Genomic DNA, 21724 nt, shown 5'->3' with positions numbered 1-21724 from the left:
GACTGCTCCGTAGGTGCCCTTTTGACCGGTCAAAAGGGCACCTACGGAGCAGTCGGTCAGGTTTTAGAGCGTCGCGGCGCTGAACGTGTCGCACTGGTTGATGTCGCCGGTCTTGTAGCCCTGGTAGAACCACTTCTGCCGCTGCGCGCTGGACCCGTGCGTCCAGCCTTCGGGGCTGACGCGTCCCGTGGCGGCTTTCTGGATCCGGTCGTCGCCGACGGCGGAGGCGGCCGAGAGGGCGTCGTTCAGGTCCTGCTGCTTGAGCGGCTCCAGGAACGGCTTGCCGGTCTTCGGGTCCTTCTGGGTGGTGGCGTACCGGGTCCAGAGCCCCGCATAGCAGTCGGCCTGCAGCTCCACCCGGACGGCGCCGGAGCCTGCGCCCTGCGGGTCCTGCTGGGCCTTGTCCAGGTCGCCGAGGATGTTCTGGATGTGGTGGCCGAACTCGTGGGCCACCACGTATTCCTGGGCCAGCGGGCCGCCCGAGGAACCGAAGCGGGTCACGAGGTCCTGGAAGAACCCGGGATCGAAGTAGGCGGTGGTGTCCGGCGGGCAGTAGAACGGGCCCACCTCGGACGTGGCCGTGCCGCAGCCGGTGCGCGTGGCACCCTCGAACAGCACAGCCTTCGGCCGCGGGTACTTCACGTTGTAGTCCGCGAGATAGGCCGGCCAGAACGCGTTGAGGCTGTTCACCGTCCCGGCAATCCGGCAGTCGAGGTCCTTGTCCGCGTCGGAACCCAGCTTGCACTGGGTGAGGGGCGTTCCCGTGCTCTGGGCGGGCTGTTCCTGCCCGGTGCCCAGGAGTCCGCCAAGCAGCTGCGGGTTGATGCCGAACAGGGCCGCAAGGAGCAGGACGACGCCGCCCCCGATGCCTCCGCCGATCTTTGTGCCGCGGCCAAGTCCACCGCCGCGGCGGTCTTCCACCTGGGATGGGTCCAGCTCGACCCCGTCATTGAAGCTCATGTTGTCACAATAGTCTTCACCGCAGGGCAGTGGCGGATTCAGCCCGGTAAAGTTGATCCGATGCCTTTTCTCAACAACCTTCAGCGTTGGGCCGATGAACGCCCCGACGACACCGCCGTCGTCGTGGCCGGAAAACGGCTCAGCTGGGCCGGACTGCGCGACGGTGCGCAGGCCGCTGCAGCCGGCACCACGGCTCCAATCACCGTCCTCGCCAAGCCCAATTCCACCCGGTTCGCGGTTGATTTCGCCGCCGCCGTTGCCGGTGACCGTGAATGCGCTGTCCTGGACCCGACCTGGCCCGAAGCCCTTCAGGACGAGATCGTCCAGCGCCTGGGAAGCGGCGTTGACCCTGTTCCCGGGAGCGCCGGCATTGAACTGGCAGACGGCAACCCTGCGGCCTCGTTCCTCATCGGTCTGACCTCCGGGACCACCTCCGTGCCCAAGGCATTTACCCGTTCGCGGCGTTCCTGGCAGGAGTCCTTCGAAGCCTCGATGGAGTTTTTCGGGCTCAGCCAGCAGGACAAAACGCTGGCGCCTGGCCCGCTGGCCGCAAGCCTCAACCTCTACGCCCTGGCCGAGTGCCTCTACGCCGGCTCTGAGTTCCACACCCTTGAATCCTTCGACGTCGGGGACGTCCACGCCGCGATCACCCACGACGGCATCACCCGGCTGGTGCTGGTTCCCACCATGCTGCGTCTGCTCAGCGAACGCGGACTGCTGGGCTGCGTGGACGCGTCGGGTGTCCGGACCATCATCTGTGCGGGCTCGAAGCTGGACGCGCGCACGCTGGAGGCCGCCCGCCGGTGGGCCCCGCATGCCACCATCTTCGAGTACTACGGCGCCTCGGAGCTGAGCTTCGTCTCCGGCGCCGGTCTGGCGGCGGGGGAGCCGTTCGCCGCCGGCAGCACCGCGATCGGCCGGCCGTTCCCGGGCGTCGAGGTGCGGATCCTGGACGACGCCGGCATGGAGCTCCCCGACGGGGCGGCCGGCAACATCAGCGTACAAAGCGGGATGGTCAGCAACGGCTACCTCTGGGGCGACGACGGCCAGGCGCTGCGCTGCTTCGACGGCTGGTTCACCGTGGGGGACCAGGGCTACCTGTCGGACGGGGTGCTGCACATCCTCGGCCGCCGCGCCGACATGATCATCACCGCAGGCAAGAACGTCTACCCGCACGAGGTGGAGCTGGCGCTGTCCTCAGTCCCCGGGGTGGCATCGGCCATTGCCGCCGGAATGGATGATGACCTCCGCGGCCAGCGCGTGGTGGCGGGCATTGTTCCGTCGCATGGCGGGGTCACGGCCACGCAGCTCAAGACCGGACTGGAGGACGTCCTGGCCAAGGACAAGCGGCCTCTGCAGTACTACGCGCTCGACGAACTTCCGGTGACGGACCGCGGCAAGGTCAGCCGCCGCCTGCTGCTCGACTGGATCGCGGCCCGTGACAGCCGGGTCCGGCACCTTGTCTAGCATGTCTTCCGGCGTGGGGCCCGTGCTCCCCGACGAGCGGCAGCCGGTGGTCATCGCCGCGCTGCGCACACCCGTCTGCCGGGCGAACGGCGCGCTGAAGCACCTGCGCTCCCATGAGCTGCTGGCCCCGGTCCTCACGGCGCTGCTTGCCGAAACAGGGGTTGGCGCGGGCGATGTGGCGGACGTGGTCATCGGCAATGCTGTGGGCGCCGGCGGCAATGTCGCGCGGCTTGCGGCCCTCGAGTCCGGTTTGCCCGTCACCGTTCCCGGCCTGACGGTTGACCGGCAATGCGGCTCGGGCCTGGACGCCATCGTCCTCGCGTCGCGGCTCGTCGCGGCCGGTGGCGGCACCTATCTTGCGGGCGGCGTTGAGAGCATCAGCACCGCGCCGCTGCGTGCGCACCGGAACGACGACGGCGAACCTGCCTTCTTCAGCCGCGCCCAGTTTGCGCCGCACGGCCATGGCGATCCGGACATGGGCGTCGCTGCCGAGAATGTGGCGAGGGAGTACGGCATCAGCCGGGTCCGGCAGGACGAATTTGCGCTCTACAGCCACCGCAGGGCGGTGGCCGCGCAGGCCGCAGGCACGTTTGTGCGGGAGACGGTGGCTCTGCCTGGTGCTTCCGGAGCGGTCACGGCGTCAGTGACGGACGACGACGGCCCCCGCCCCAAACTCAGCGAGGCCCTGATGGCCCGGTTTCCCGCGGCGTTCGTGGAGTCCGGGACTGTCACCGCCGGAAACTCGTGCTTCGACGCGGACGGGGCGGCCGCCGTCGTCATCACCTCCCTGGCCAGGGCCCGGGAACTGGGCGCTGCCGACGGGCTGGCCGTGCTGGGCACGGACACAGCCGGGGTGGAACCGCATCTGCTGGGCATCGGTGCCGCAGCCGCCGCCGCACGGTTGCTGGCCGCGCAGGCCGTGGACGCGGCAGACGTGGACTTCGTGGAATTCAACGAGGCGTTCGCCTCGCAGACGCTCGCGTGCCTGGACCACCTGGGCATTGATCCGCTCCGCGCCAACGCCGACGGCGGGGCGCTGGCATTGGGTCACGCGTATGGCGCGTCCGGTGCCGTGCTGGTCACCCGGCTGCTGGCGCAGGCCCGGCAGGAACCTGCCGCGGCCCCTGCGGGAAAGCTGGCCCTGGCCATGATCAGCATCGCCGGCGGCATGGGGACTGCGGCGCTGTTCCGCCACATCCGACTGTAAGCCGCAGGCAGGCGGTCGGCACCGTCAGAGTGTTGCCGGGCAGAAACCTAGCCGGCCTCGATGATTTCTTTGAGGTTCCTGAGCTGGGCGACCTCGGACTCCATGGTCTTCGTCACGAGGGAGTCCAGGACCCGCATGAGGACCGGCAGCTTGAGGTCAAGACTGAAATGGACCCGGGTACCGTCGCCGGTCTCCGTCAGCGCGTACCTGCCGACCGGGCGCGCCGGACCAGCAACCACCTGAAAGCCCAAGAGCCGCCCGGGCTGGGCATCGGTGATCTTGTAGTCGCCCTGCAGGGGCCGTCCCTTCGGCCCGGTCAGAGTCTGGCTGTAGACGGCACCGGATTCACCCGCCACGCCCTCCTTGAGCGCAATGCTTTGCACGCCGGTCCGCCACTTTGGATTGTTCAGTCCGTCAGCCAGGAATGCGAACACCTCCGTAGCGGGCCGGTTGATGGTCACTTCGTTTTCAGCGTGGGCCATGTGGTTCCTCTCGGGGTTGTTCGCGGGTCGCCGCCTCCCTAGTGATCCTATGGGGTGGTCCGGACGGCGACTATGGCCGCGTGCGGGCGATTTTCCGCTTCGCTGCGGGCGTGGATTTCTTGGACTTCAAAGCCGGCGGCGACGAGGTGCTGACTCATGGCGTCCACGGACCAGTAGTACGCGGTGGTGACTGCGTGCGGGAATGATTCGCCAGCCGGCCCGTTGAAGAATCCGAGGAGAATGCTGCCCCCTGTCCTGATGCAACGGGCGAACTCGCCAAGAACGAGAGACAATTCGGCGGACTCGAAATGGATCAACGAATACCAGGCGAGGATGCCTGTCAGATGTCCGTTCGGGACGTCCAATGCGCGGAGTGTGGCCACGCGAAAGTATGTGGCCGGAAACCGCCGTCGAGCTTTTTCGATGAACACCGGAACCAGGTCGACGCCCTCAACGTCCACGCCGTGGTCGGCGAGAAATGCGGTCCAGTGCCCTGGACCGCAACCTGCGTCAACAGCTGGACCACCAAGTGACTGTGACCAGCGCGAAATAAGCAGCCGATCCTGCTCATGGGCTGTGTCAGCCGACCCGAAAAGGGCTGTGTATTCCGCCGCACGATCGGAGTAGGCGGCCTGAACCCGCACGTCTGTCACCACACGAGCCTACCGATCGATCCGGAGAATCGTGTGCGGCCTGGACGCGCGCGCTCCAAGACAGGCAGGTGCCTAGAAGCACGCCGCAACAACCACCGACAGGACTGCAAGAACTCCTACGGCGATCGCAGGTATGTTCCAGCTCGACGTGACTCCATCCGGGCCGCGGGTGATTCCGGCATAGCGGGCGTTATGCCACGCGGCCACAATGGCGTCGCGTCCGGTTACCGTCTCAGGCTGGCTGATCCGTTCGTTGCTCGGCAGGATGGTGTATGGGCGGCTTTTCAAGTCGCTGACATGCTGGAACCCGGACCCAAACGCAGTCGGAGGCGTGGGAGCACCCCAACAGACGTACCTCTTGCCGGATGCACAGATGACCGTAGTGTAGCGGACCTCGATGTCCTCGATCGCCGCGAACGGTATCCGGTGGCAGCGCAAACCGTTGATCACTTCAAACCCGTGGCCGTCAGCGCGCAGGCACGGCCGCCACTGGGCGACATAGGCGAACCACGACACCAGCACCAGCCAGGGCGCTGCGTCGGCTGCGGTTTTGGTGGCTCCGGCAACCAGCAGCCATGCGAGTGTTCCGGCAGCAAACAGCCACAGGGCCACGGCGAGCGGGCGGGCCGACGCGGTCCGGTGCGTTACGGCAGTCCGTTCCACCACATTTCCGACGCCACTGCCCTCAAGCCTCATCGGTTCCCCCATTCCCAATCCGACGCCTGCACCGACCCTACCCTTGCCGCGGTCCATCTCGTAGCCTTGGCTGAATGACAGGGGAGAACGCCGGCCGGGTAAAAGTCCGCGGGGCGGAAATCTATTGGGAGACGTCGGGGAGTCCGGCGGGGATTCCCGTGCTCTTCCTCCATGGCGGCCCCGGCGCTTCTCCGGGCCAGGGCTACCGGACCCGCCATGACGCTTCAAGATTCCGGACCATCGGCCTGCACCAGCGCGGCTGTGGGATGAGCACGCCGGCCGTCCAGGACGACCTGGGCTCCCTGCCGGCCAACACCACCCAGGCCCTGATCGGGGACATCGAGGCCGTACGCCAGCACCTCGGGGTAGAGAAATGGATCGTCACGGGGGTGTCATGGGGCAGCACGCTCGCCCTGGCATATGCGCTTCAGCACCGGAACCGTGTGCATGGGGTCGCGCTGATGGCCGTGACCACGACGAGCCGTGACGAGGTTCAGTGGATCACCGAGGGCGTGGGCCGGATCTTCCCTGAGGCATGGGCGGAGTTCTCAAGCCAGGCCAAGTGCCGGCCCGGGGAACGGGTGGTTGACGCTTACGCCCGCAGGCTGGCGGGCCAAGACCGGGACGACGCCGGGGCTGCAGCCCTGGCATGGGACCGGTGGGAGTCGACGCACATCTCGCTGGATCCGCTGTGGCAGCCCGGCGCGATGTTCGACGACGCCCGCAGGCGCATGACCTTCGCCGTTCTTGTCACCCACTACTGGTCCCAGGACGCTTTTCTCACCGGCGGGCAGGCCATCATGGAAAGGGTCCACCAGCTCAACGGAATTCCCGGCTATCTCATTCACGGCCGGAAAGACGTGAGCGGCCCTGTCATCACGCCATGGAAGCTTCATCAGCGCTGGGAAGGGAGCCGGCTCATCGTCGTCGAGAACGAAGGGCATGGCGGCCCGGAATCAATGGCCGCACTCATCTACGCTGTCGAAGACATCGCGGCTGGTCTGTCCTGACGAGACAGGCAGGGGGTATAACGGAGCCGGACACTGTGCTTTAGGCTTACTCCACATCCCGCGTCCGCAGGTCGCGGGTTGAGCCTGGAGCTGAACAAAGAGAGGCAGTTCCAATGCAGCCAGACCTTGGCCAGCGCGCCGCGAACGAGCACGCCGACGTCGCCCGGTCCTTTCTCTCCGCCGCCGAGCAGGCGCTCTCAGGCGCCGACGTCGACGCCGAACTGCAGATCAGGCTGGCCCAGGCCCACGCCACCCTTGCCCTCGCACTCGAAACGCGCGCCGCGGCATACGACACCCGGACAGCTGCTTACGTCGCATATCTGGCGACGCTGACGCCGGAAGCCCGATCGGACAAGAACCAGCACGCCGCCGTCGTCGCGAAGCTTGTCCGCGACCGCCTCGGCTTCGAAGCCGAGTAGGCGGCGGGCGAGCGACCGTCAGCTCCAGCGCTCCCAGTAATCATCGGCGGCCTGCAGGAATCGGCGCCGTCGGATTTGCTCGCCAAGGAGAGGGTAGCTGTCGGCCCTTCCCAACGGGCCTGAGGCATCGGATACAGGCGCGTAGCTGATGGCGACCAGCACCGCCAGCGCGGGTAGGGAACCAAGGTTGATGGCGGCAAGCGCGAGGCCATACCGCCGCCCTGGCGCCTGACGCCGCCGCGTCCGGAGACGGAAGCCGCCGAGGTAGGTGCCGAGCGTCGTTCCGCGGGAGTAGAGCGCCCAGTTCACTGCACTCGCCACCAGCACGAGAGCGACGGCGGCCGGGACCTGGTGTCCTGGTGCAAGAGAGTACGTGGCGGCCGCCGGCCCCCAGACAACAACAGAATCGGTGAGGAGTGCGAAAAGCAGCGAAGGCCAGTCAACTAAGGGGGCCTCCGGATCATCCATCCGCCGATTCTCGCATGCGGGGCCGGCAGCCAGGCACCGCCAAGCCGTGCCGGTTGTTATCCTTCGATGCCCGTGCTGAGGCCCAGTTCGCGCCACTGGTCCAGCTCCGCGCGCTGCGCGTCTGCGACGGCGGCAAATGCACCGTAGGCGTCCTGGCCGAGAACCAGCAGCGACGGCGGGTTGGGGCTTTCGACGACGGCGATGATCGCCTTCGCTGCCTTGCCCGGGTCCCCGGGCTGCGTGCCATGGACGGTGTCATGTTCCTTGCGGCGCTTGCCGGCCGTCTCCGCGTAGTCCGGAATCGCCGTTACGGACTGCGCAAGCGAACGGCCGGCGAAGTCGGTGCGGAACGCGCCGGGTTCGATGGCGGTGACACTGATGCCGAGCGGCTGAAGTTCCTTGTGCAGCGAACCCGAAAGGCCCTCCAGGGCCGCCTTGGTGGCGGAGTAGTAGCCGGAACCGGCAGGCGAGATGCGCGCGCCGATCGAAGAGATGTTCAGGATCGCCCCCGCCCGCTTTGCACGCATGTCCGGCAGGACTGCTTTGATCATGTCGACGGCGCTGAAAAGGTTCGTGTCGAACAGCTGGCGGATGTCGGCGTCGTCCGCTTCTTCCACGGCGGCACGGTAGCCGTAGCCGGCGTTGTTGACCAGGACGTCGATGCTGCCGAACCGGGACTGCGCCTGCTGCACCGCCGAGCTGATCTGTTCCTTGTCGGTGACATCGAGGGGGAGGGCCAGGGCGGTGTCAGGGAACTCGGCTGCGACGTCCTTCACCGCGTTGACGTTCCGTGCGGTGACCACGGCGTTGTGGCCGTGGGCGAGCACTGCCTGGGCGAGGGCCCGGCCGAGTCCCGTTGAGCAGCCTGTGATGAGCCATGTAGTCATGGGATCTACCTTCCGTTGGTGGACTGTCACCCCTCCAGCTAACCGCACTGCCGGCTGGCGCGGGAGTGGCTGTTGATACGGGTAATGGCAGTACCTCCCGGAGCGGGCAGGACCCTTCCAGAGGTGAGGCGGGACGTCAGGACACGCCGAGCACTGTCAGGACGATCAGCACGCAGTTCAGGCCGACGATGAGCGTGGCGCTGGTCCAGCCGGCGATCTTCAGCGGCGTGGAATCGGTGTGGATGCCCATGACTTCGCGCTTCCCGGTGAGCCGGATCAGCGGAATCAGCGCGAACGGGATACCGAAACTGAGGAGCACCTGGCTCAGGACCAGCGCCAGCGTCGGCTCGATGCCCGCTCCGAGGATCACCAGCGCCGGAATCAGGGTGATCACCCGACGCGTCAGCAGTGGAATTCGGACCTTCAGCAGGCCGCCCATGATGGTGGCGCCGGCGTAGCAGCCGACGGAAGTGGAGGCCAGGCCCGAGGCAAGCAGTCCGATGGCGAACACGACGCCGATCGCCGGGCCCAGTGCCGACGTCACGGCCGCATGCGCGCCGGCGATGGTGTCTGTCCCTTCCACGCCGCGCAGGCTGGACGCTGCCAGCAGCAGCATGGCGATGTTGACGACGCCGGCAAGCAGCAGGGCGCCGGCCACGTCGAACCGGGTGGCGCGGATCAGGCGGGTCCGGACCACAGGGTTCTCGGAGAAGCCGTGCCGGTCACGGGCGAGGGCGGAATGCAGGTAAATGGCGTGGGGCATCACCGTCGCGCCAAGCATGCTCGCGGCGAGCAGGATGGTGTCCGTTCCCTCGAAGCGCGGCACCAGGCCGGTCAGGGCGTTGCCGGCGTCCGGCGGATTCACGAACAGGCCGGACACAAACCCGACGGCGATCACGCCGAGCAGGATCAGGATGGCCACTTCAAACGACTTCTGGCTCCTGTTCGACTGCAGAGACAGCAGCAGCATCGACGCGAGGCCGATGATGATGCCACCGGCCAGCAGGGGAAGTCCAAACAGCAGGTTCAGTGCGACAGCTCCACCAATCACCTCTGCCATATCGGTGGCTCCGGCCACTATTTCCGCCTGGGCCCAATACGCCCGCCGGCGTCGGTTACCCAGCCGCTTGCCCAGGATCTCGGGAAGGCTCATGCCGGTGGCCAGACCCAGCTTGGCGGACTGGTATTGCACCAGCACGGCCATGGCGTTGGCTGCCACGAGCACCCAGACCAGCAGGTAACCGTAGCTCGCCCCGGCCGTCAGGTTCGCCGCCACGTTGCCCGGATCGACGTAGGCGATGGCCGCCACGAACGCCGGACCCAGCAACAGCAGGCGCGACCAGACCCGGGCAGGTGCGGTGCGTTCTGAAAGGGTCGAAACAGCCATCATTCATCCTCGTCATTGGGGGTACCGATAAGACGAGGATAGCCGAGATTTAGGTGTACCGAAAAGTAGGGATTAGGCGGGCAGGGAGATGCTGGTTCCGGTCAGTAGGCGTCCCTCCTGTGCCCTCATGAGGAGAGTGCCCCGCACACCTCGGTGTGAGGACGTGCGGGGCCTTCCTAGCGGCAGTCCCACGAATCTGTGTGGCAACTGGGGACAAGGTTCCAAAGCAATCCTTCGGACAGGCTTGTTAACAGCTGGGAATTCCCTGAGAATCACGCGGGATTGCCTGCCTGCCAGGTGCGCCGGCAGGCGGGCTCCAAGCGGCGGGCGAGCCTAGGCAGGGCCACCTGCGGAAAGCCCCGGCCGGGCCGGCTGTCTGGCGGGGTTGGACCCCCTGATCTGGGGGAGGGCGTGGCCGCCGCGCCGTTGAATCGCCCTAGTAAGCACCGGGCGCAGCCCTCGGCGCCGATGCGAAAGGCGTCCTGACCGGCAAAAACGGCCCAAGGTTTCCGTAAGGCAACGTCCGCAATCTGGCACCGTCCAATGCAACGTTCAATCAGAACGTCCACTCAACAAAATAGGCAGGTGCGTCATGAAAGCGTTCCACCCAATAAAAGCCATCGGAGGTGATCGGACGGCGTCCCGTGGAGCGCCACGGCGCCCGAAGCACGCATATGGGAGCCAGAGGAGCCTCTTCGGCGCCCCCAACCGTGTGGTCGCCGCCGGCGTCGCCATCTCCCTGGTCGCGGCCCTTGGCCAATCAGCGACCATCGCCGCCCAGGCAGTCACCGCCCCGGTTGGCCAGGGCTTCACCGTCACGGCGTCGGACCTCGCCTTCATCCTCAAGCAGATCAAGATCGCCGAGGCCCATGTGGCCAACACGACGTCGGCCACCGGCCCCTGTGGCGCCCTCATCGGTTCGGGTCCCAACCAGATCCCCGATGCGCTGACATCGTACGGTCTCCGTACGGTCGACGGATCCTGCAACAACCTCCTGGCCGGGCGTGAAACCTATGGCGCCGCTGATCAGAAGTTCCCCCGCTACACCACGCCGGTCTTCAACGATGCAGACCCCGTGCCCGCCGGTTTCGGTCCCGCCGGCCCTACCTCTTACAAGCAAAAGAGCGGGAACGTTTTCGACAGCAAGCCGCGCGACATCAGTAACCTGATCGTGGACCAGACCTCCACCAACCCTGCAGCCGTGGCTGCCGCCGGCTTCCCGGTCCGCACCCAGGGCAACGTGGGCGTTCACCCCTGCACCACCGACCCGGATCCGCTGGCCAGCCCGCCGGTGGCTGGTGTTCCGGCCGGCTGCGTGCCGTCGCACAACACGCTGTTCATCCCGAACGTCACCACCGACGTCGGCCTCTCACCACCCTACAACTCGATGTTCACGCTCTTCGGCCAGTTCTTCGACCACGGCGTGGACCAGACCGTCAAGAGCGGCGGCAACGTGTTCGTGCCGCTCCGGGACGATGACCCGCTGGTCGCCGGGCCGGACCACGTCTTCGGCAACGCCGACGACCTGCCCGCCAACCAGCGCTTCATGGTGCTGACCCGCGCACAGAACCAGCCCGGGCCCGACGGCATCATGGGCACGGCCGACGATGAACAGAATGCGACCAACACGGACTCCCCGTACGTGGACCAGTCGCAGACCTACACCTCGCACCCGTCCCACCAGGTCTTCGTCCGCCAGTACGTCAACGACCCCGACGGCAAGCCGGTGTCCACGGGCAAGCTGCTCGGCGGCGAGGCAGGCACCAATGCCGCGAACGGCATGGCAACCTGGGCCACCGTCAAGGAACAGGCAAAGACCCTGCTCGGCATCCAACTGCTGGACAAGGACGTCCTCAACGTGCCGCAGCTCGCAGTCGACCCCTACGGCAAGTTCATCCCCGGTCCCGCCCGCGGGCTGCCGCAGTTCGTAACCGCGACCGGACTCGTTGAAGCCGACCGCGCCGACAACGGCGGCCTCGGCACCCTGGTGCCGGCCAACGTCCGGTACTTCGACACCCCGTTCCTGACGGACATCGCGCACAACGCGGACCCGTCCCCACAGGACACGGACCACAACCCGGCAACCCCGCCGGTCGCGCCGGTGCCCGACGCCGACACTGTGGCCTCGGCTGACTTCGCCAGCCAGCCCCCCGGCACCTACGACGACGAAATGCTGAACGCGCACTTCATCGCCGGTGACGGCCGCGTCAACGAGAACATCGGCCTGACCACCATCCACCAGATTTTCCACTCCGAACACGACCGGCTCGTGGACGACTTCAAGAACACCCTGGCCAACGACACTTCGGTCACCGGCATCGCTGCCCTTGCCGAGTGGAAGCTGGCAGCCGGTGCTGATGGCTGGAACGGCGAACGCCTCTTCCAGGCCGCCCGTTTCGTCACCGAGATGGAATACCAGCACCTCGTCTTCGAGGAGTTTGCCCGCAAGGTCCAGCCGGCCATCCAGCCGTTCCACGTCTACCACACGGACGTCAACGCGGCTATCCACGCAGAGTTCGCCCACGCGGTGTACCGGTTCGGGCACTCGATGCTGACCGAGACCATCGCCCGCACCAACCCGGACGGGACCGACAACTCGATCCCGCTGCTGAACGGCTTCCTGAACCCGCCGTCGTACACCAACGACGGGCATGGCGGCCAGCTCACCTCGGAGCAGGCGGCCGGAGCAGTGGTCATGGGCATGAGTGACCAGTCCGGCAACGAGCTCGATGAGTTTGTTACCGACACGCTCCGCAACAACCTGCTGGGCCTGCCGCTCGACCTGGCGACCATCAACATGACCCGCGCCCGTGAAGCCGGCGTCCCGCCGCTGAACGAGGTACGCCGCCAGATCCACGACGCCAGCGGTGACGGGCAGGTTGCCCCGTACACCAGCTGGGCCGACTACGGGCAGAACATCAAGCACCCGGAGTCGCTGATCAACTTCGTGGCCGCCTACGGCACCTACCCGACGATCGTCAGCGCCACGACGCTGGCGGACAAGCGGGCAGCCGCAAAGGCCATTGTTGATCCGGGTCCGGGCGCCACGCCTCCCACGGCAGACATGATCGACTTCATGAACAGCTCCGGAGCCTGGGCCAACCAGGAAACGGGCCTGAACAAGGTTGACCTGTGGGTCGGCGGCCTGGCGGAGAAGACCAACCTCTTCGGCGGTCTCCTCGGCAGCACGTTCAACTACGTGTTCGAGAACCAGCTCACGGACCTCCAGAACGGCGACCGGCTGTACTACCTGGCCCGCACGCCCGGCATGAACCTGCGCACCCAGCTCGAGGGGAACAGCTTCTCCGAGATGATCATGCGCAACACCGACGGCGTGAACACGCTGAAGGCTGACGTGTTTGCGACGGCGGACTGCAAGTTCCAGCTGGGCAACCTGGCCGGCACGCCGGCCGGCTTCACCGCCTCGGGTCCGACCGTTGCCGACGACATCACCACCACCGACTGCAACGAGAACGCGCTGCTCCTGCGCAAGCCGGACGGCACCATCCAGTACCAGGAAAAGAACACCGTCGATCCCTCGGGCATCAACGGCCAGTCCGTATACAACGGCACTGACGGCGTGGACCGGATCACCGGCGGCAACGACAATGACACGTTCTGGGGCAATGCCGGAAACGACGTCATTGAAGGCCAGGGTGGCGACGACGTGGCGCTTGGCGGCGAAGGCAACGACAGGATCACCGACCTGTCCGGCGCCGACACGCTCAAGGGCGGTCCCGGCAATGACTACATCAATGCCGGCATCGGCGACGACATCATGATGGGCGGCGACGGCCAGGACTTCATGAATGGCGGCGCCAACGACAACGAGACGTTTGCCGGCCCCGGCAACGACTTCATCCGGGCCGGTGACGGTGCGGACGCTGTGTTCGGCGACGGCGGGGACGACTGGATCCAGGGCGGCTCCGGCCAGGACCTGCTCCAGGGCGACCACGGAGCTCCGTTCTTCGATGACCCGGCGCAGACCAAGCCGGGCAACGACATCATGGTCGGCCAGGTCGGCGAGAACGACTACGACGCCGAGGGCGGCGACGACATCATGGCAGCCAACGCAGCGATCGACCGGTTCGCCGGTGCGGCCGGGTTCGACTGGGCCATCCACCAGTACGACACGGTGGGTGCCAACGATGACATGAAGATCAACCAGAACCTGGCTGGTCTGCCGCTCCAGATTGTGGTCAACCGCGACCGCTGGCAGGAAACGGAAGCCAACTCCGGTTCCGCTTTCGATGACGTGATCAAGGGCGACGACGTCGTGCCCAGCGCCGTGGGCGGTGCGGGCTTCAGTGGCTGCGACGTCATCGACCAGACCGGTATCGACAGGATCGCAGGCCTGGGGGACATCCTTCCGGCACCTTCCACCCCGCTGGAACCCATCGCTGCAGCTTCGGCAATGGGAGCCTGCCCGCTCTCGGGCCCGGTCTGGGGCGACGGCAACATCCTGCTCGGCGGCCTCGGCAGCGACCGGCTCGAGGGCCGCGGCGCCAACGATGTCCTTGACGGCGACCGTTACGTCCAGGTCCGGATCAGCGTCCGCACCAACCCGGCGGACCCGGCCACCGAAATCGGCAGCACCGACCTCATGGAGCACACCTACCAGGCTGGCAACACCCACACCCTGGAAGCTGATGTTGCGGCCGGCGTGATCGATCCGGGCAACCTGGTGGCAGTACGCGAAGTCATCACTCCGACGGCGGCACAGACCGCGGGCAACATCGACACTGCGGTGTTCTCCGGACCGGCGGCCAACTACACGGTCACCACCACCGGCGGCGACGGCACCCTCGGCTCAGCCGGTTCCACCACCACGGTGACCGACAACGTCGGCGCCGACGGAACGGACACGCTGCGGAACATCGAGACCCTCGCGTTCTCCGATACCGTGGTCACCAACGCGCCGGCCATCGGCGTCGCGACGGCCGGCAACGCCCGGGCCACCGTTACCTGGACCGCGCCGACCGTCGGTGTCGCCAGCAGCTTCAACGTGAAGGTGCTTGACGTGACGACGAACCCGGCCGGCGTGCAGGTGGGCGCACTGCTCACCGCGGCTGGGACGGACACCAGCCTGGTAGTGACGGGCCTGACCAACGGGAACAAGTACGTGTTCCAGGTGTCGGCAACGAACGCCCAAGGTACGAGCCCGTTCTCGGTAGCATCCAACGTGGTGATTCCGGCCCCGACGGTTGAGCCGCCAGCCCCGGTAGCCCCCGGCGCTCCCACCGCCCTTACGGCGACGGCGGGCAACGCGGCAGCCACGCTGGCTTGGACCGTCCCGGCCTCCGACGGCGGTGCTGCCATCACCGGCTACGAGATCCGCACGTTCGTCGGTGCCGCGACCACCCCGGCCAGGACACTGACCGTCGGAACCGGCACAGGCGCCGTCGTGGACGGGCTGATCAACGCCACCGGCTACACCTTCGATGTGGCTGCGGTCAACTCCGCCGGCACCGGTGCAAGGTCGGCCCGGACGGCAGTTGCCACGCCACGGACGGAGTTCGTCGCCCCGACGATCACCGCACGGACCCCGGCAGCCGCCGCAAAGTCCGTCAGCCAGGCCAACAACCTGACTGTCACCTTCAGTGAACCGGTAGCCAACGTCACCAGCGGAACCGTGGTCCTGCGGCTCGGCAGCACGATTGTCCAGTCGGGTGTGACGTACAACAACGCGACCAGGACAGTTACCGTCAACCCGAACGCCAACCTGCTCGCGGACCGCACGTACAGCCTGGCTGTCTCGTCGATCCGTGACACGGCGGGCAACACGATGGCATCCACGTCCTGGACGTTCACCACCGGACCGGCCCCGACACTGACCTCGGTCAGCCCCGGGATCTCGGCACGGGGCGTGTCCCGGACGGCTAATGTGACCGCCCGCTTCAGCGAAGCGATCACCGGCGCCAGCACGGGAACAGTGGCGCTGCGGCTGGGCACAACGGTCATTCCCGCTGTGGTGAGCTACAACAACGCCACCCGGACAGTGACGCTGAACCCGTCGGTGACGCTGGCGGCAAACCGGACCTACACGATGTCGATCTCGTCAGTAAGTGACCTGGCCGGCAACCCGTTCGTCCCGCGGAGCTGGACCTTCACCACCGGAACGCGGTGATCAGAAGGAGCCACTGATCCGCAGTAACCAAGGAACGGGGACCGTCTGTTGCAGGCGGTCCCCGTTCCTTGTGCTGTGCTGCTGTATGCTCCGCCGGCCATAATGGCAGTGTGGCTTCCTTCTCGCGGTTTCGGGCACTCGCTGCCGTTGCTCCGGCCACCGCAATGGCCATGATGTCCGCTGCGGGCTGCGCACCTTCCCCGGCCGGGGAACCGCCCTGCTTTCCGCCGCCCTATTCGGTGAGGCCTTCAGAAGCCAGGCCGGGGGACAGCGTCACCGTCCAGGCACAGGATGCGGGCTGCAATCCCCGCTACGGCGGGAACGCGCGGATCCAGATCAGCGTGACGGATTCCTCGGGCGCGAAAGTCATCAACGCAACTTCCGCGATGAACGACGGCGGCGGCTTTACTTACACTTTCGTCGTCCCCGCCCGGACCACTAAAGGCCAGGCGGCGGTCACGGCGGTGCCGTACAGCATCGACTGGTGCGACGACACCGGCAGGAACAACCGGGTGGCCGGGGCCGCCGTCGTTCTCCTGCAGCGCGCGTCGTGTGTATTGCCGGTAAAGCCCCTGACCATCAGGCGGTAGCTTGGCTGGCCTAAAGGGTCAAGAGGCCGGCCGATTCACGCACGTTTGCCAGCCGATACCTCGGCAGCTTTGCTTTTCGCCCTGATGAAAGACTGCTCCGCCGCTGAAAGCTGGTGTTCGCCATGCTGGTCCTGGGCGACATGGCCGCCCGAGACCTGGTGAACCACGTTCGCCACGGTCCGCGGAAGAACCACGCAACCGGGGTTGTCGATAAGCCACTTCTTCGTGACTTCATCAAGCCCATCCCACCACTCAACAATCGGCCGTTGGCCCATGAGGTGCTCCTCGGATTTGAGACCCTACATAAATTGACAGCCGCCGCCGGGGGCTCGCGCCCCGGAGCGCCGCATGACGTGCAGAACCCGCCAAACAAACACAGCCTGTGGAATTCACGAATTTCTAAATTGGTAATCAGTAACGAGTTTGGTCCCGATGCCGGGAGGGGTCAAGAGGCATGCGTAACGTCGCGCAACCCGGCAGTGAGGGCCGTCCTTGACGCCCGGACACTATGCGGGGGAAGCGGCCGTGGAGTACCTTTTACACGCCCGAACGGCCCTGCGGGGGCGGCCGGCAGCGGCGCTGTTTCCCGTCAAAAGGAGTCTCGGATGGCACGAAGGATAACCGGCCCCTTGGCTGATTTCGGCAGCAGGGACCTTGCCGCCGCCGGAGGGAAGGGTGCAGCCCTGGGTGAACTGCTGCGGCACGGATTTCCGGTGCCTCCTGGATTCATCGTTACCACGGACGCCTACCGCTCGCTCCTCGCAGAAACGGGGCTCGGGGCGGCCATGGACGGCATGGATCAAAACATGCGCGACGGCGGCGCCCTCCGCGCGCTGTTCGCCCGCTTTGTCATGCCCGCACCTTTGCGGACGGAAATTGGCGAGAAGTATGCGGCCCTGGGAGGAGGCGCCGTTGCAGTCCGTTCCAGCGCCACCGCCGAAGATCTGCCCGGGGCGGCATTCGCCGGCCAGCAGGACACGTTCCTGAATGTCGTCGGCGAGGAGGCTGTGGCCAAGGCGGTTGCTGACTGCTGGGCATCGCTCTGGACCGACCGGGCCATTGCCTACCGGCAGCGGCAGGGGACCGACCCCCGCGGGGTGACTATCGCCGTCGTCGTCCAAAAAATGGTGCCGGCCGACGTCGCAGGCGTCATGTTCACGGCGAACCCGGTCACGGGTGAGCGCGGCGAGATCGTGGTGGACGCCAGCCCGGGCCTGGGGGAGGCGGTGGTCTCGGGGAGGGTGGTGCCCGAACACTATGTGCTGGACCGCACGGGCGTGATCCGCAGCTTCACTCCCGGCGGTGGCGAGGTGGTGATCAGCCCGGACGCAGGCGGCGGCACGGTGGAACAGCCCGGCAGCCGCAGCCCGGTTCCTTCCCTGGCCTCGGACCAACTGCGGGAGCTGGCTGACCTGGGCCGCAGGGCGCAGGAGCATTTCATCCGGCCGCAGGATATCGAGTGGGCGGTGGCCGGTGGCCGGGTCCATGTACTGCAGTCGCGGCCCATGACGGCGCTGCCGCCGCAGCCGCTGCGGCTCAACCAGGTCCAGCGGCGGGTGGGGCCGTTCTTCGTCGAGATGTTCCAGGAACGGCCCTACCCGCTGGATGTGTCCGGCTGGATGGAGCAGGGGATCCTGGCCATGCTGCACCGGATGGCCGGGAGCGTCGGCGTGCGGTTCCCCGGGGTCGGGGAACTGCTGCCGGAGGAAGATGGCGTGGTGGTCCAGCTGGTGCCGCCGGTCCCACGGCTCACCCTCCGCACCCTGGCTGCGCCGCTGACCCTGGCCCGCCGGGCGCGGCAGTTCAAATTAGCCAACTGGAAGAACGATCCCCGGTTCACCACCTTCCTTGAGCAGGTGGACCGGCTCAACGCACGGGACCCCGAACCCATGCGCTGGCCAGAGGTTGTGGGCGTTGCGCGGGAGTCTTTCGCCACGATGCGGGGCATCACCGACCTGCGGAGCTCCTACCTGCCCGGCATCTTCCTGCCCATGCTTCGGCTGCGCCTGATGCTCCTGCTGCTGGGCAGGGTGAGACTGGCCTCCGCCCTGGTCGCGGGTGCGGAAACCATGACGAGCCGGGCGAACCGGTCCCTGGAGCAGCTGGCCGCGATGGTCCGTGCGGATCCCGGGCTGGCTGCCGCCTTTGCATCATCCGACGGAACGGCCTTGCTGCAGCTTGTGGAACAGGACCCGTCGCACGCCGCCTTCCGTGCGGCGTTCGCCGGGTTCCTGCGCGAATACGGGAACCGTGAGACGGTCAGTGTGGTCCTGAGCAGCTCGCCCACCTGGTCCGACGCCCCCGACGTTGTGCTGGGTCTGGTCAAGGTGCTCCTGGGCCAGCGGCCGGCCACGGCCGACCAGACCGGGGCGGCGCTGGCGGAGCTGAAGCGCCATCCGCTCCTTCGGTTCGGTCCTGTCCGGCGGCAGGTGATGGCCGCCGTCGACGACGCCCGGGCAGGCATGGCGTTCCGCGAGGACAGCCACTTCTACGCCACCAAGGTCATTCCGCCCATGCGCCGCGCGTACCGTGAGCTTGGCCGGCGCCTCGTTGCGGCCGGCGTGATAGACGACGTCAAGGACGTCTACCAACTGCGGTTCGGGGAGCTGGAGGCAATAGCGGACGACGGCGGCGCGCTGCCGGCTTCCGTCCTGCACCGTTACCGGCCGCTCGTGCAGGCCAGGGTGGCCAGGCGCCGCGAGCTCGAGGGGATTCCGCTGCTGGACACGGCGCTGCTGTTCAAGGACCGCCGCAGTGCTGCCGGCGTTCTGGTCGCCGGCACCCCGGCCAGCCGCGGCCGTGCCGAGGGACCGGTACGGATCATCAGGGGACCGGACGAGTTCGGCCGGCTCCACAGCGGAGACGTCCTCGTTTGTCCGTACACGAATCCTTCCTGGACGCCGCTGTTCCAGCGCGCGGCCGCCGTCGTCGTCGACATGGGCGGGCTCGGCTCCCACGCGGCGATTGTGGCGAGGGAGTACGGAATCCCCGCCGTCATGGGAACCGGCACAGGCACGGGCATCCTGGCCGAGGGACAGCGCGTGGTTGTGGACGGCAGTGCGGGTACCGTCGTGGCGGCAGATTAGGGGCCGGAGGAAGTGCTTTTCGAAGTGTGGCGGGAAGCCGGCCGTTGGTGGGCCGCCGGCCACCATGATGGCAAGAGCCTGATCCTGGAAGGAACGACGGAACTGGACCTCAGCGCCGTCTCACAGCGACGCGTCTCTGACATCGAGCCGTATTTGCAGGGCCGCCGGGCACAGGTCCGTGCGGCCCGCGGTGAGCTGTAGCCGACTCGGCATTGCGGACATCGGTGGTGCGGTAGTGTCGGCGTCATGCGTGAATCCGGGGCAGGGTTGAGGAGTGCGCGGAACGGTTTCTGGCGAATTGCCACGCTTCTGCTGGCACTCGCGATTCTGTTGGCACTCTCCACGGCGTCCTGCGCCCCGGACCCAAGCCAGCCAGATATGGCAACACGCGAGGCATTCGCCCGAAGCGTCGTGGCGGCTGCCGCCTCCGGGTCCGTCGAACAGGTCGAGAAGCTCGTGCCGGAGGTCTTCGTCAACGTCCGACCGGACTCGCAACGTCTGGTCGATACCGTCCGGGGCTGGGACCCGGAGAGAGTTGAGCTCAGGTTCAGCAACGACTTCCCGGAATTCGCAACGGTCGAGGCAGCGAAACCGGGTCTGACGGCGGGTGCAGAATTTACGATCTCGTGGGCCGATGGGCACTGGACTCTGGTCATGGGGACGTCAAGCTACAAGCCAAGCGGCAATGCAGAGCCTGGCACTCCCGGCACGTGAACGACCGCTACCCGGGCACTCGGGCTGGTGCTCCCTAAAGCTGACCCCCTCAGGGACTACTGCTCACGCCTGATCCGAGTGGCCGAGATTGACTGCCCCAATTGCGATCACCCGAAGTGTTAAAGCGCAAGACCATTCCCGCCGCCTTTCCCCTCTAATCTTCCGGAAATGACCGGATGATTCCTGATGGAAATGCTTCGAGCAGTTTTCTCCTGAGCTTTTTGCTGGCCTTCCATTCATCCATGTTGAGCTCCGAGCTTCTGCCTCTTCGGTCCATCAGTGAGACGCAGCCGCAACTGCGGTCACCAACGACGGCGACATCGGCCAAGGAGACCGTCGTCGCTTTACCCGAAGCGCGCCGGATCAAACGTGTTGGAGAAAGCGTCAACGTGGCCCCGGAAGACTTGTGGCGCCACGTTGGATGCCCACCGTCACTTTCCTCGGCCGGGTGGTCAGCTTCGGTGTCCTTGAGTGGCTGCCAGATCTCGTAGCCATCTATCGCGAGTCCAAGCTTTGCAGCGTCCGTCTTGCGAAGCTTCACGGACTTATCGAGAGCGATGATCAGCGAGCCCGAGCTGTTTCTCAGCATCTTCGTGAGTTCGGCAGCGCTCATGATTGTCGCCCGGTCGAGCAATTCCTGCCGGTCCGGAGTGCTCCGCCCGAGCAGTCCGTCAATTGCCAGTTGATCCAGGTAGTCCTGGGGAACGTACTCGTCCCACCCCAGCTCAGATACCAATGCATTACGGGCGGACTGGGCGGCGTCCTTGCTGAATCCTGCTTCGGCGATGCCGCGGAGGGTCAGTACGCCTTCCTGCAAGGCCGGGACGGTGTTTGCCTGGACGGGATCAAGAATGAGATCGAGTTGACTCAGGCGGTCATCGATCGGGGTTGTGAAGTTCTCAACGGAGTAGATCAGTCCGCGTGAATGCCGGAGCCGGGCCAGCAATTCATACCGCAGAGCTTCGCAGAGGAGACCGGCATCGCGGGAGGGCACCAGTAGCGACACTGCGATACCCCGCTTCCGGGACTTGATCAGGGTCGGAGCCGTGACGAGCGGTGGATCCTGGTGGTGTCTGACGGGCACACCCGTGGGCAGGCGGATGTCCAGCGAGGCGGGCAGGGGACCGGTGAACGTAACGGCGGCGTTCCCGGCGGTGAGCCACCGGCCGGCCCATTCGATGGTTTCAGCTTTGGTAAGGCCGGCGGTGGCAGGCGCCCCGAAGTGCGCGGCACCCACTCCGTTCGTTCCGAACCGGTAGGTGAGCAGGCCGCTGGAGACAGTACTGAACTTGTGCGGGTCCTCGGCCTCGAGAACGGACTTTTCGAGCGTGAGGTCCTCCTCCGTGACGGCTTCGAGTGTCAAGGCGGCAGCCGCGATCGCGTTGAGGAAACCGGCGACGTCCTCTGGCCGGCCCGAGGCATAGAACTGAAGAGAATCCGTGGTCACCGTGCCGCCGTGCAGTACTGTGACCGGTTGGACCATGCGGAGCAGCAAATGCTCAACCAGGTGGGTGATCCCAGCCAGTGCGGGCGGCTCATCGCGCATTCCGACACCGAATATCAAGGTGCCA

Annotated in this window: 18 protein-coding genes; 9 read left to right on the top strand and 9 right to left on the bottom strand. The window is 66.5% G+C overall.

The genetic code is table 11. The features are described from left to right. Window positions 1–63: 63 nt before the first annotated feature. Complete coding sequence (locus ACFRAU_RS23290; RefSeq protein ID WP_377997678.1) at window positions 64–960, bottom strand: neutral zinc metallopeptidase; 897 nt, start codon at window positions 958–960, stop codon at window positions 64–66. Window positions 961–1020: 60 nt separating this feature from the next. Here ACFRAU_RS23290 and ACFRAU_RS23285 point away from each other — a divergent pair, with 60 nt between their 5' ends. Further along, the gene (locus tag ACFRAU_RS23285; RefSeq protein ID WP_377997677.1) at window positions 1021–2427 is read left to right on the top strand and encodes a class I adenylate-forming enzyme family protein; all 1407 of its coding nucleotides are present in this window, start codon (window positions 1021–1023) and stop codon (window positions 2425–2427) included. A gap of 1 nt (window position 2428) precedes the next feature. Then, window positions 2429–3634: a thiolase family protein gene (locus tag ACFRAU_RS23280; protein ID WP_377997676.1), complete on the top strand. Its 1206-nt coding sequence runs from the start codon at window positions 2429–2431 to the stop codon at window positions 3632–3634. Between the two features lie 47 nt (window positions 3635–3681). Here the strand turns inward: ACFRAU_RS23280 and ACFRAU_RS23275 are convergent, their stop codons facing one another. From ACFRAU_RS23275 to ACFRAU_RS23265, 3 genes are all read right to left on the bottom strand, one after another. Next, window positions 3682–4116: an SRPBCC family protein gene (locus ACFRAU_RS23275; RefSeq protein WP_378001679.1), complete on the bottom strand. Its 435-nt coding sequence runs from the start codon at window positions 4114–4116 to the stop codon at window positions 3682–3684. Window positions 4117–4163: 47 nt separating this feature from the next. After that, window positions 4164–4769 carry a class I SAM-dependent DNA methyltransferase gene (locus ACFRAU_RS23270; protein ID WP_378001678.1) on the bottom strand — a complete coding sequence of 202 codons (606 nt, stop codon included), beginning with the start codon at window positions 4767–4769 and terminating at the stop codon, window positions 4164–4166. Between the two features lie 72 nt (window positions 4770–4841). After that, complete coding sequence (locus tag ACFRAU_RS23265) at window positions 4842–5477, bottom strand: hypothetical protein (protein ID WP_378001677.1); 636 nt, start codon at window positions 5475–5477, stop codon at window positions 4842–4844. A 62-nt stretch (window positions 5478–5539) separates the two neighbouring features. On the opposite strand from ACFRAU_RS23265, the gene ACFRAU_RS23260 reads away from it, so the two are divergent. Together ACFRAU_RS23260 and ACFRAU_RS23255 are read left to right on the top strand one after the other, a co-directional pair. After that, window positions 5540–6475, top strand: coding sequence for an alpha/beta fold hydrolase (locus ACFRAU_RS23260; RefSeq protein ID WP_377997672.1), 936 nt, complete (start codon window positions 5540–5542; stop codon window positions 6473–6475). Between the two features lie 113 nt (window positions 6476–6588). Beyond that, window positions 6589–6894, top strand: coding sequence for a hypothetical protein (locus tag ACFRAU_RS23255; RefSeq protein ID WP_377997671.1), 306 nt, complete (start codon window positions 6589–6591; stop codon window positions 6892–6894). A gap of 18 nt (window positions 6895–6912) precedes the next feature. Here the strand turns inward: ACFRAU_RS23255 and ACFRAU_RS23250 are convergent, their stop codons facing one another. The 3 genes from ACFRAU_RS23250 to ACFRAU_RS23240 form a co-directional block, all read right to left on the bottom strand. Next, entirely contained in the window at window positions 6913–7362 is a 450-nt protein-coding gene (locus ACFRAU_RS23250; protein WP_377997670.1) for a hypothetical protein, read from the bottom strand. A gap of 56 nt (window positions 7363–7418) precedes the next feature. After that, on the bottom strand, window positions 7419–8249 hold the full coding sequence (locus ACFRAU_RS23245) for an oxidoreductase (protein ID WP_377997669.1): 831 nt from the start codon (window positions 8247–8249) through the stop codon (window positions 7419–7421). Window positions 8250–8385: 136 nt separating this feature from the next. Next, window positions 8386–9636: an Nramp family divalent metal transporter gene (locus tag ACFRAU_RS23240; protein ID WP_377997668.1), complete on the bottom strand. Its 1251-nt coding sequence runs from the start codon at window positions 9634–9636 to the stop codon at window positions 8386–8388. Window positions 9637–10228: 592 nt separating this feature from the next. On the opposite strand from ACFRAU_RS23240, the gene ACFRAU_RS23235 reads away from it, so the two are divergent. Both ACFRAU_RS23235 and ACFRAU_RS23230 read left to right on the top strand, forming a co-directional pair. Then, window positions 10229–15763 carry a peroxidase family protein gene (locus ACFRAU_RS23235; protein WP_378001676.1) on the top strand — a complete coding sequence of 1845 codons (5535 nt, stop codon included), beginning with the start codon at window positions 10229–10231 and terminating at the stop codon, window positions 15761–15763. Between the two features lie 110 nt (window positions 15764–15873). Further along, window positions 15874–16353, top strand: a complete 480-nt coding sequence (locus ACFRAU_RS23230) for a hypothetical protein (RefSeq protein ID WP_378001675.1) — start codon at window positions 15874–15876, stop codon at window positions 16351–16353. Between the two features lie 35 nt (window positions 16354–16388). Here the strand turns inward: ACFRAU_RS23230 and ACFRAU_RS23225 are convergent, their stop codons facing one another. Further along, on the bottom strand, window positions 16389–16628 hold the full coding sequence (locus ACFRAU_RS23225; protein WP_378001674.1) for a hypothetical protein: 240 nt from the start codon (window positions 16626–16628) through the stop codon (window positions 16389–16391). A 330-nt stretch (window positions 16629–16958) separates the two neighbouring features. Here ACFRAU_RS23225 and ACFRAU_RS23220 point away from each other — a divergent pair, with 330 nt between their 5' ends. The 3 genes from ACFRAU_RS23220 (at window position 16959) to ACFRAU_RS23210 (ending at window position 20153) form a co-directional block, all read left to right on the top strand. Continuing rightward, window positions 16959–19439, top strand: a complete 2481-nt coding sequence (locus tag ACFRAU_RS23220) for a PEP/pyruvate-binding domain-containing protein (RefSeq protein WP_378001673.1) — start codon at window positions 16959–16961, stop codon at window positions 19437–19439. Between the two features lie 12 nt (window positions 19440–19451). Then, complete coding sequence (locus tag ACFRAU_RS23215) at window positions 19452–19640, top strand: hypothetical protein (protein ID WP_378001672.1); 189 nt, start codon at window positions 19452–19454, stop codon at window positions 19638–19640. Between the two features lie 177 nt (window positions 19641–19817). Continuing rightward, a complete protein-coding gene (locus tag ACFRAU_RS23210) occupies window positions 19818–20153 on the top strand; it encodes a hypothetical protein (protein ID WP_378001671.1) in 336 nt (111 codons plus the stop codon). A gap of 154 nt (window positions 20154–20307) precedes the next feature. On the opposite strand, the gene ACFRAU_RS23205 is transcribed toward ACFRAU_RS23210, so the two are convergent. Continuing rightward, complete coding sequence (locus ACFRAU_RS23205) at window positions 20308–21699, bottom strand: hypothetical protein (protein WP_378001670.1); 1392 nt, start codon at window positions 21697–21699, stop codon at window positions 20308–20310. Window positions 21700–21724: the final 25 nt, after the last annotated feature.

The organism is Arthrobacter sp. NPDC056691, assembly GCF_042791415.1.
GTDB lineage: Bacteria > Actinomycetota > Actinomycetes > Actinomycetales > Micrococcaceae > Arthrobacter.
The sequence above is the reverse complement of the archived record's forward strand: the minus strand, read 5'-3'. Positions and strand labels throughout refer to the sequence as shown.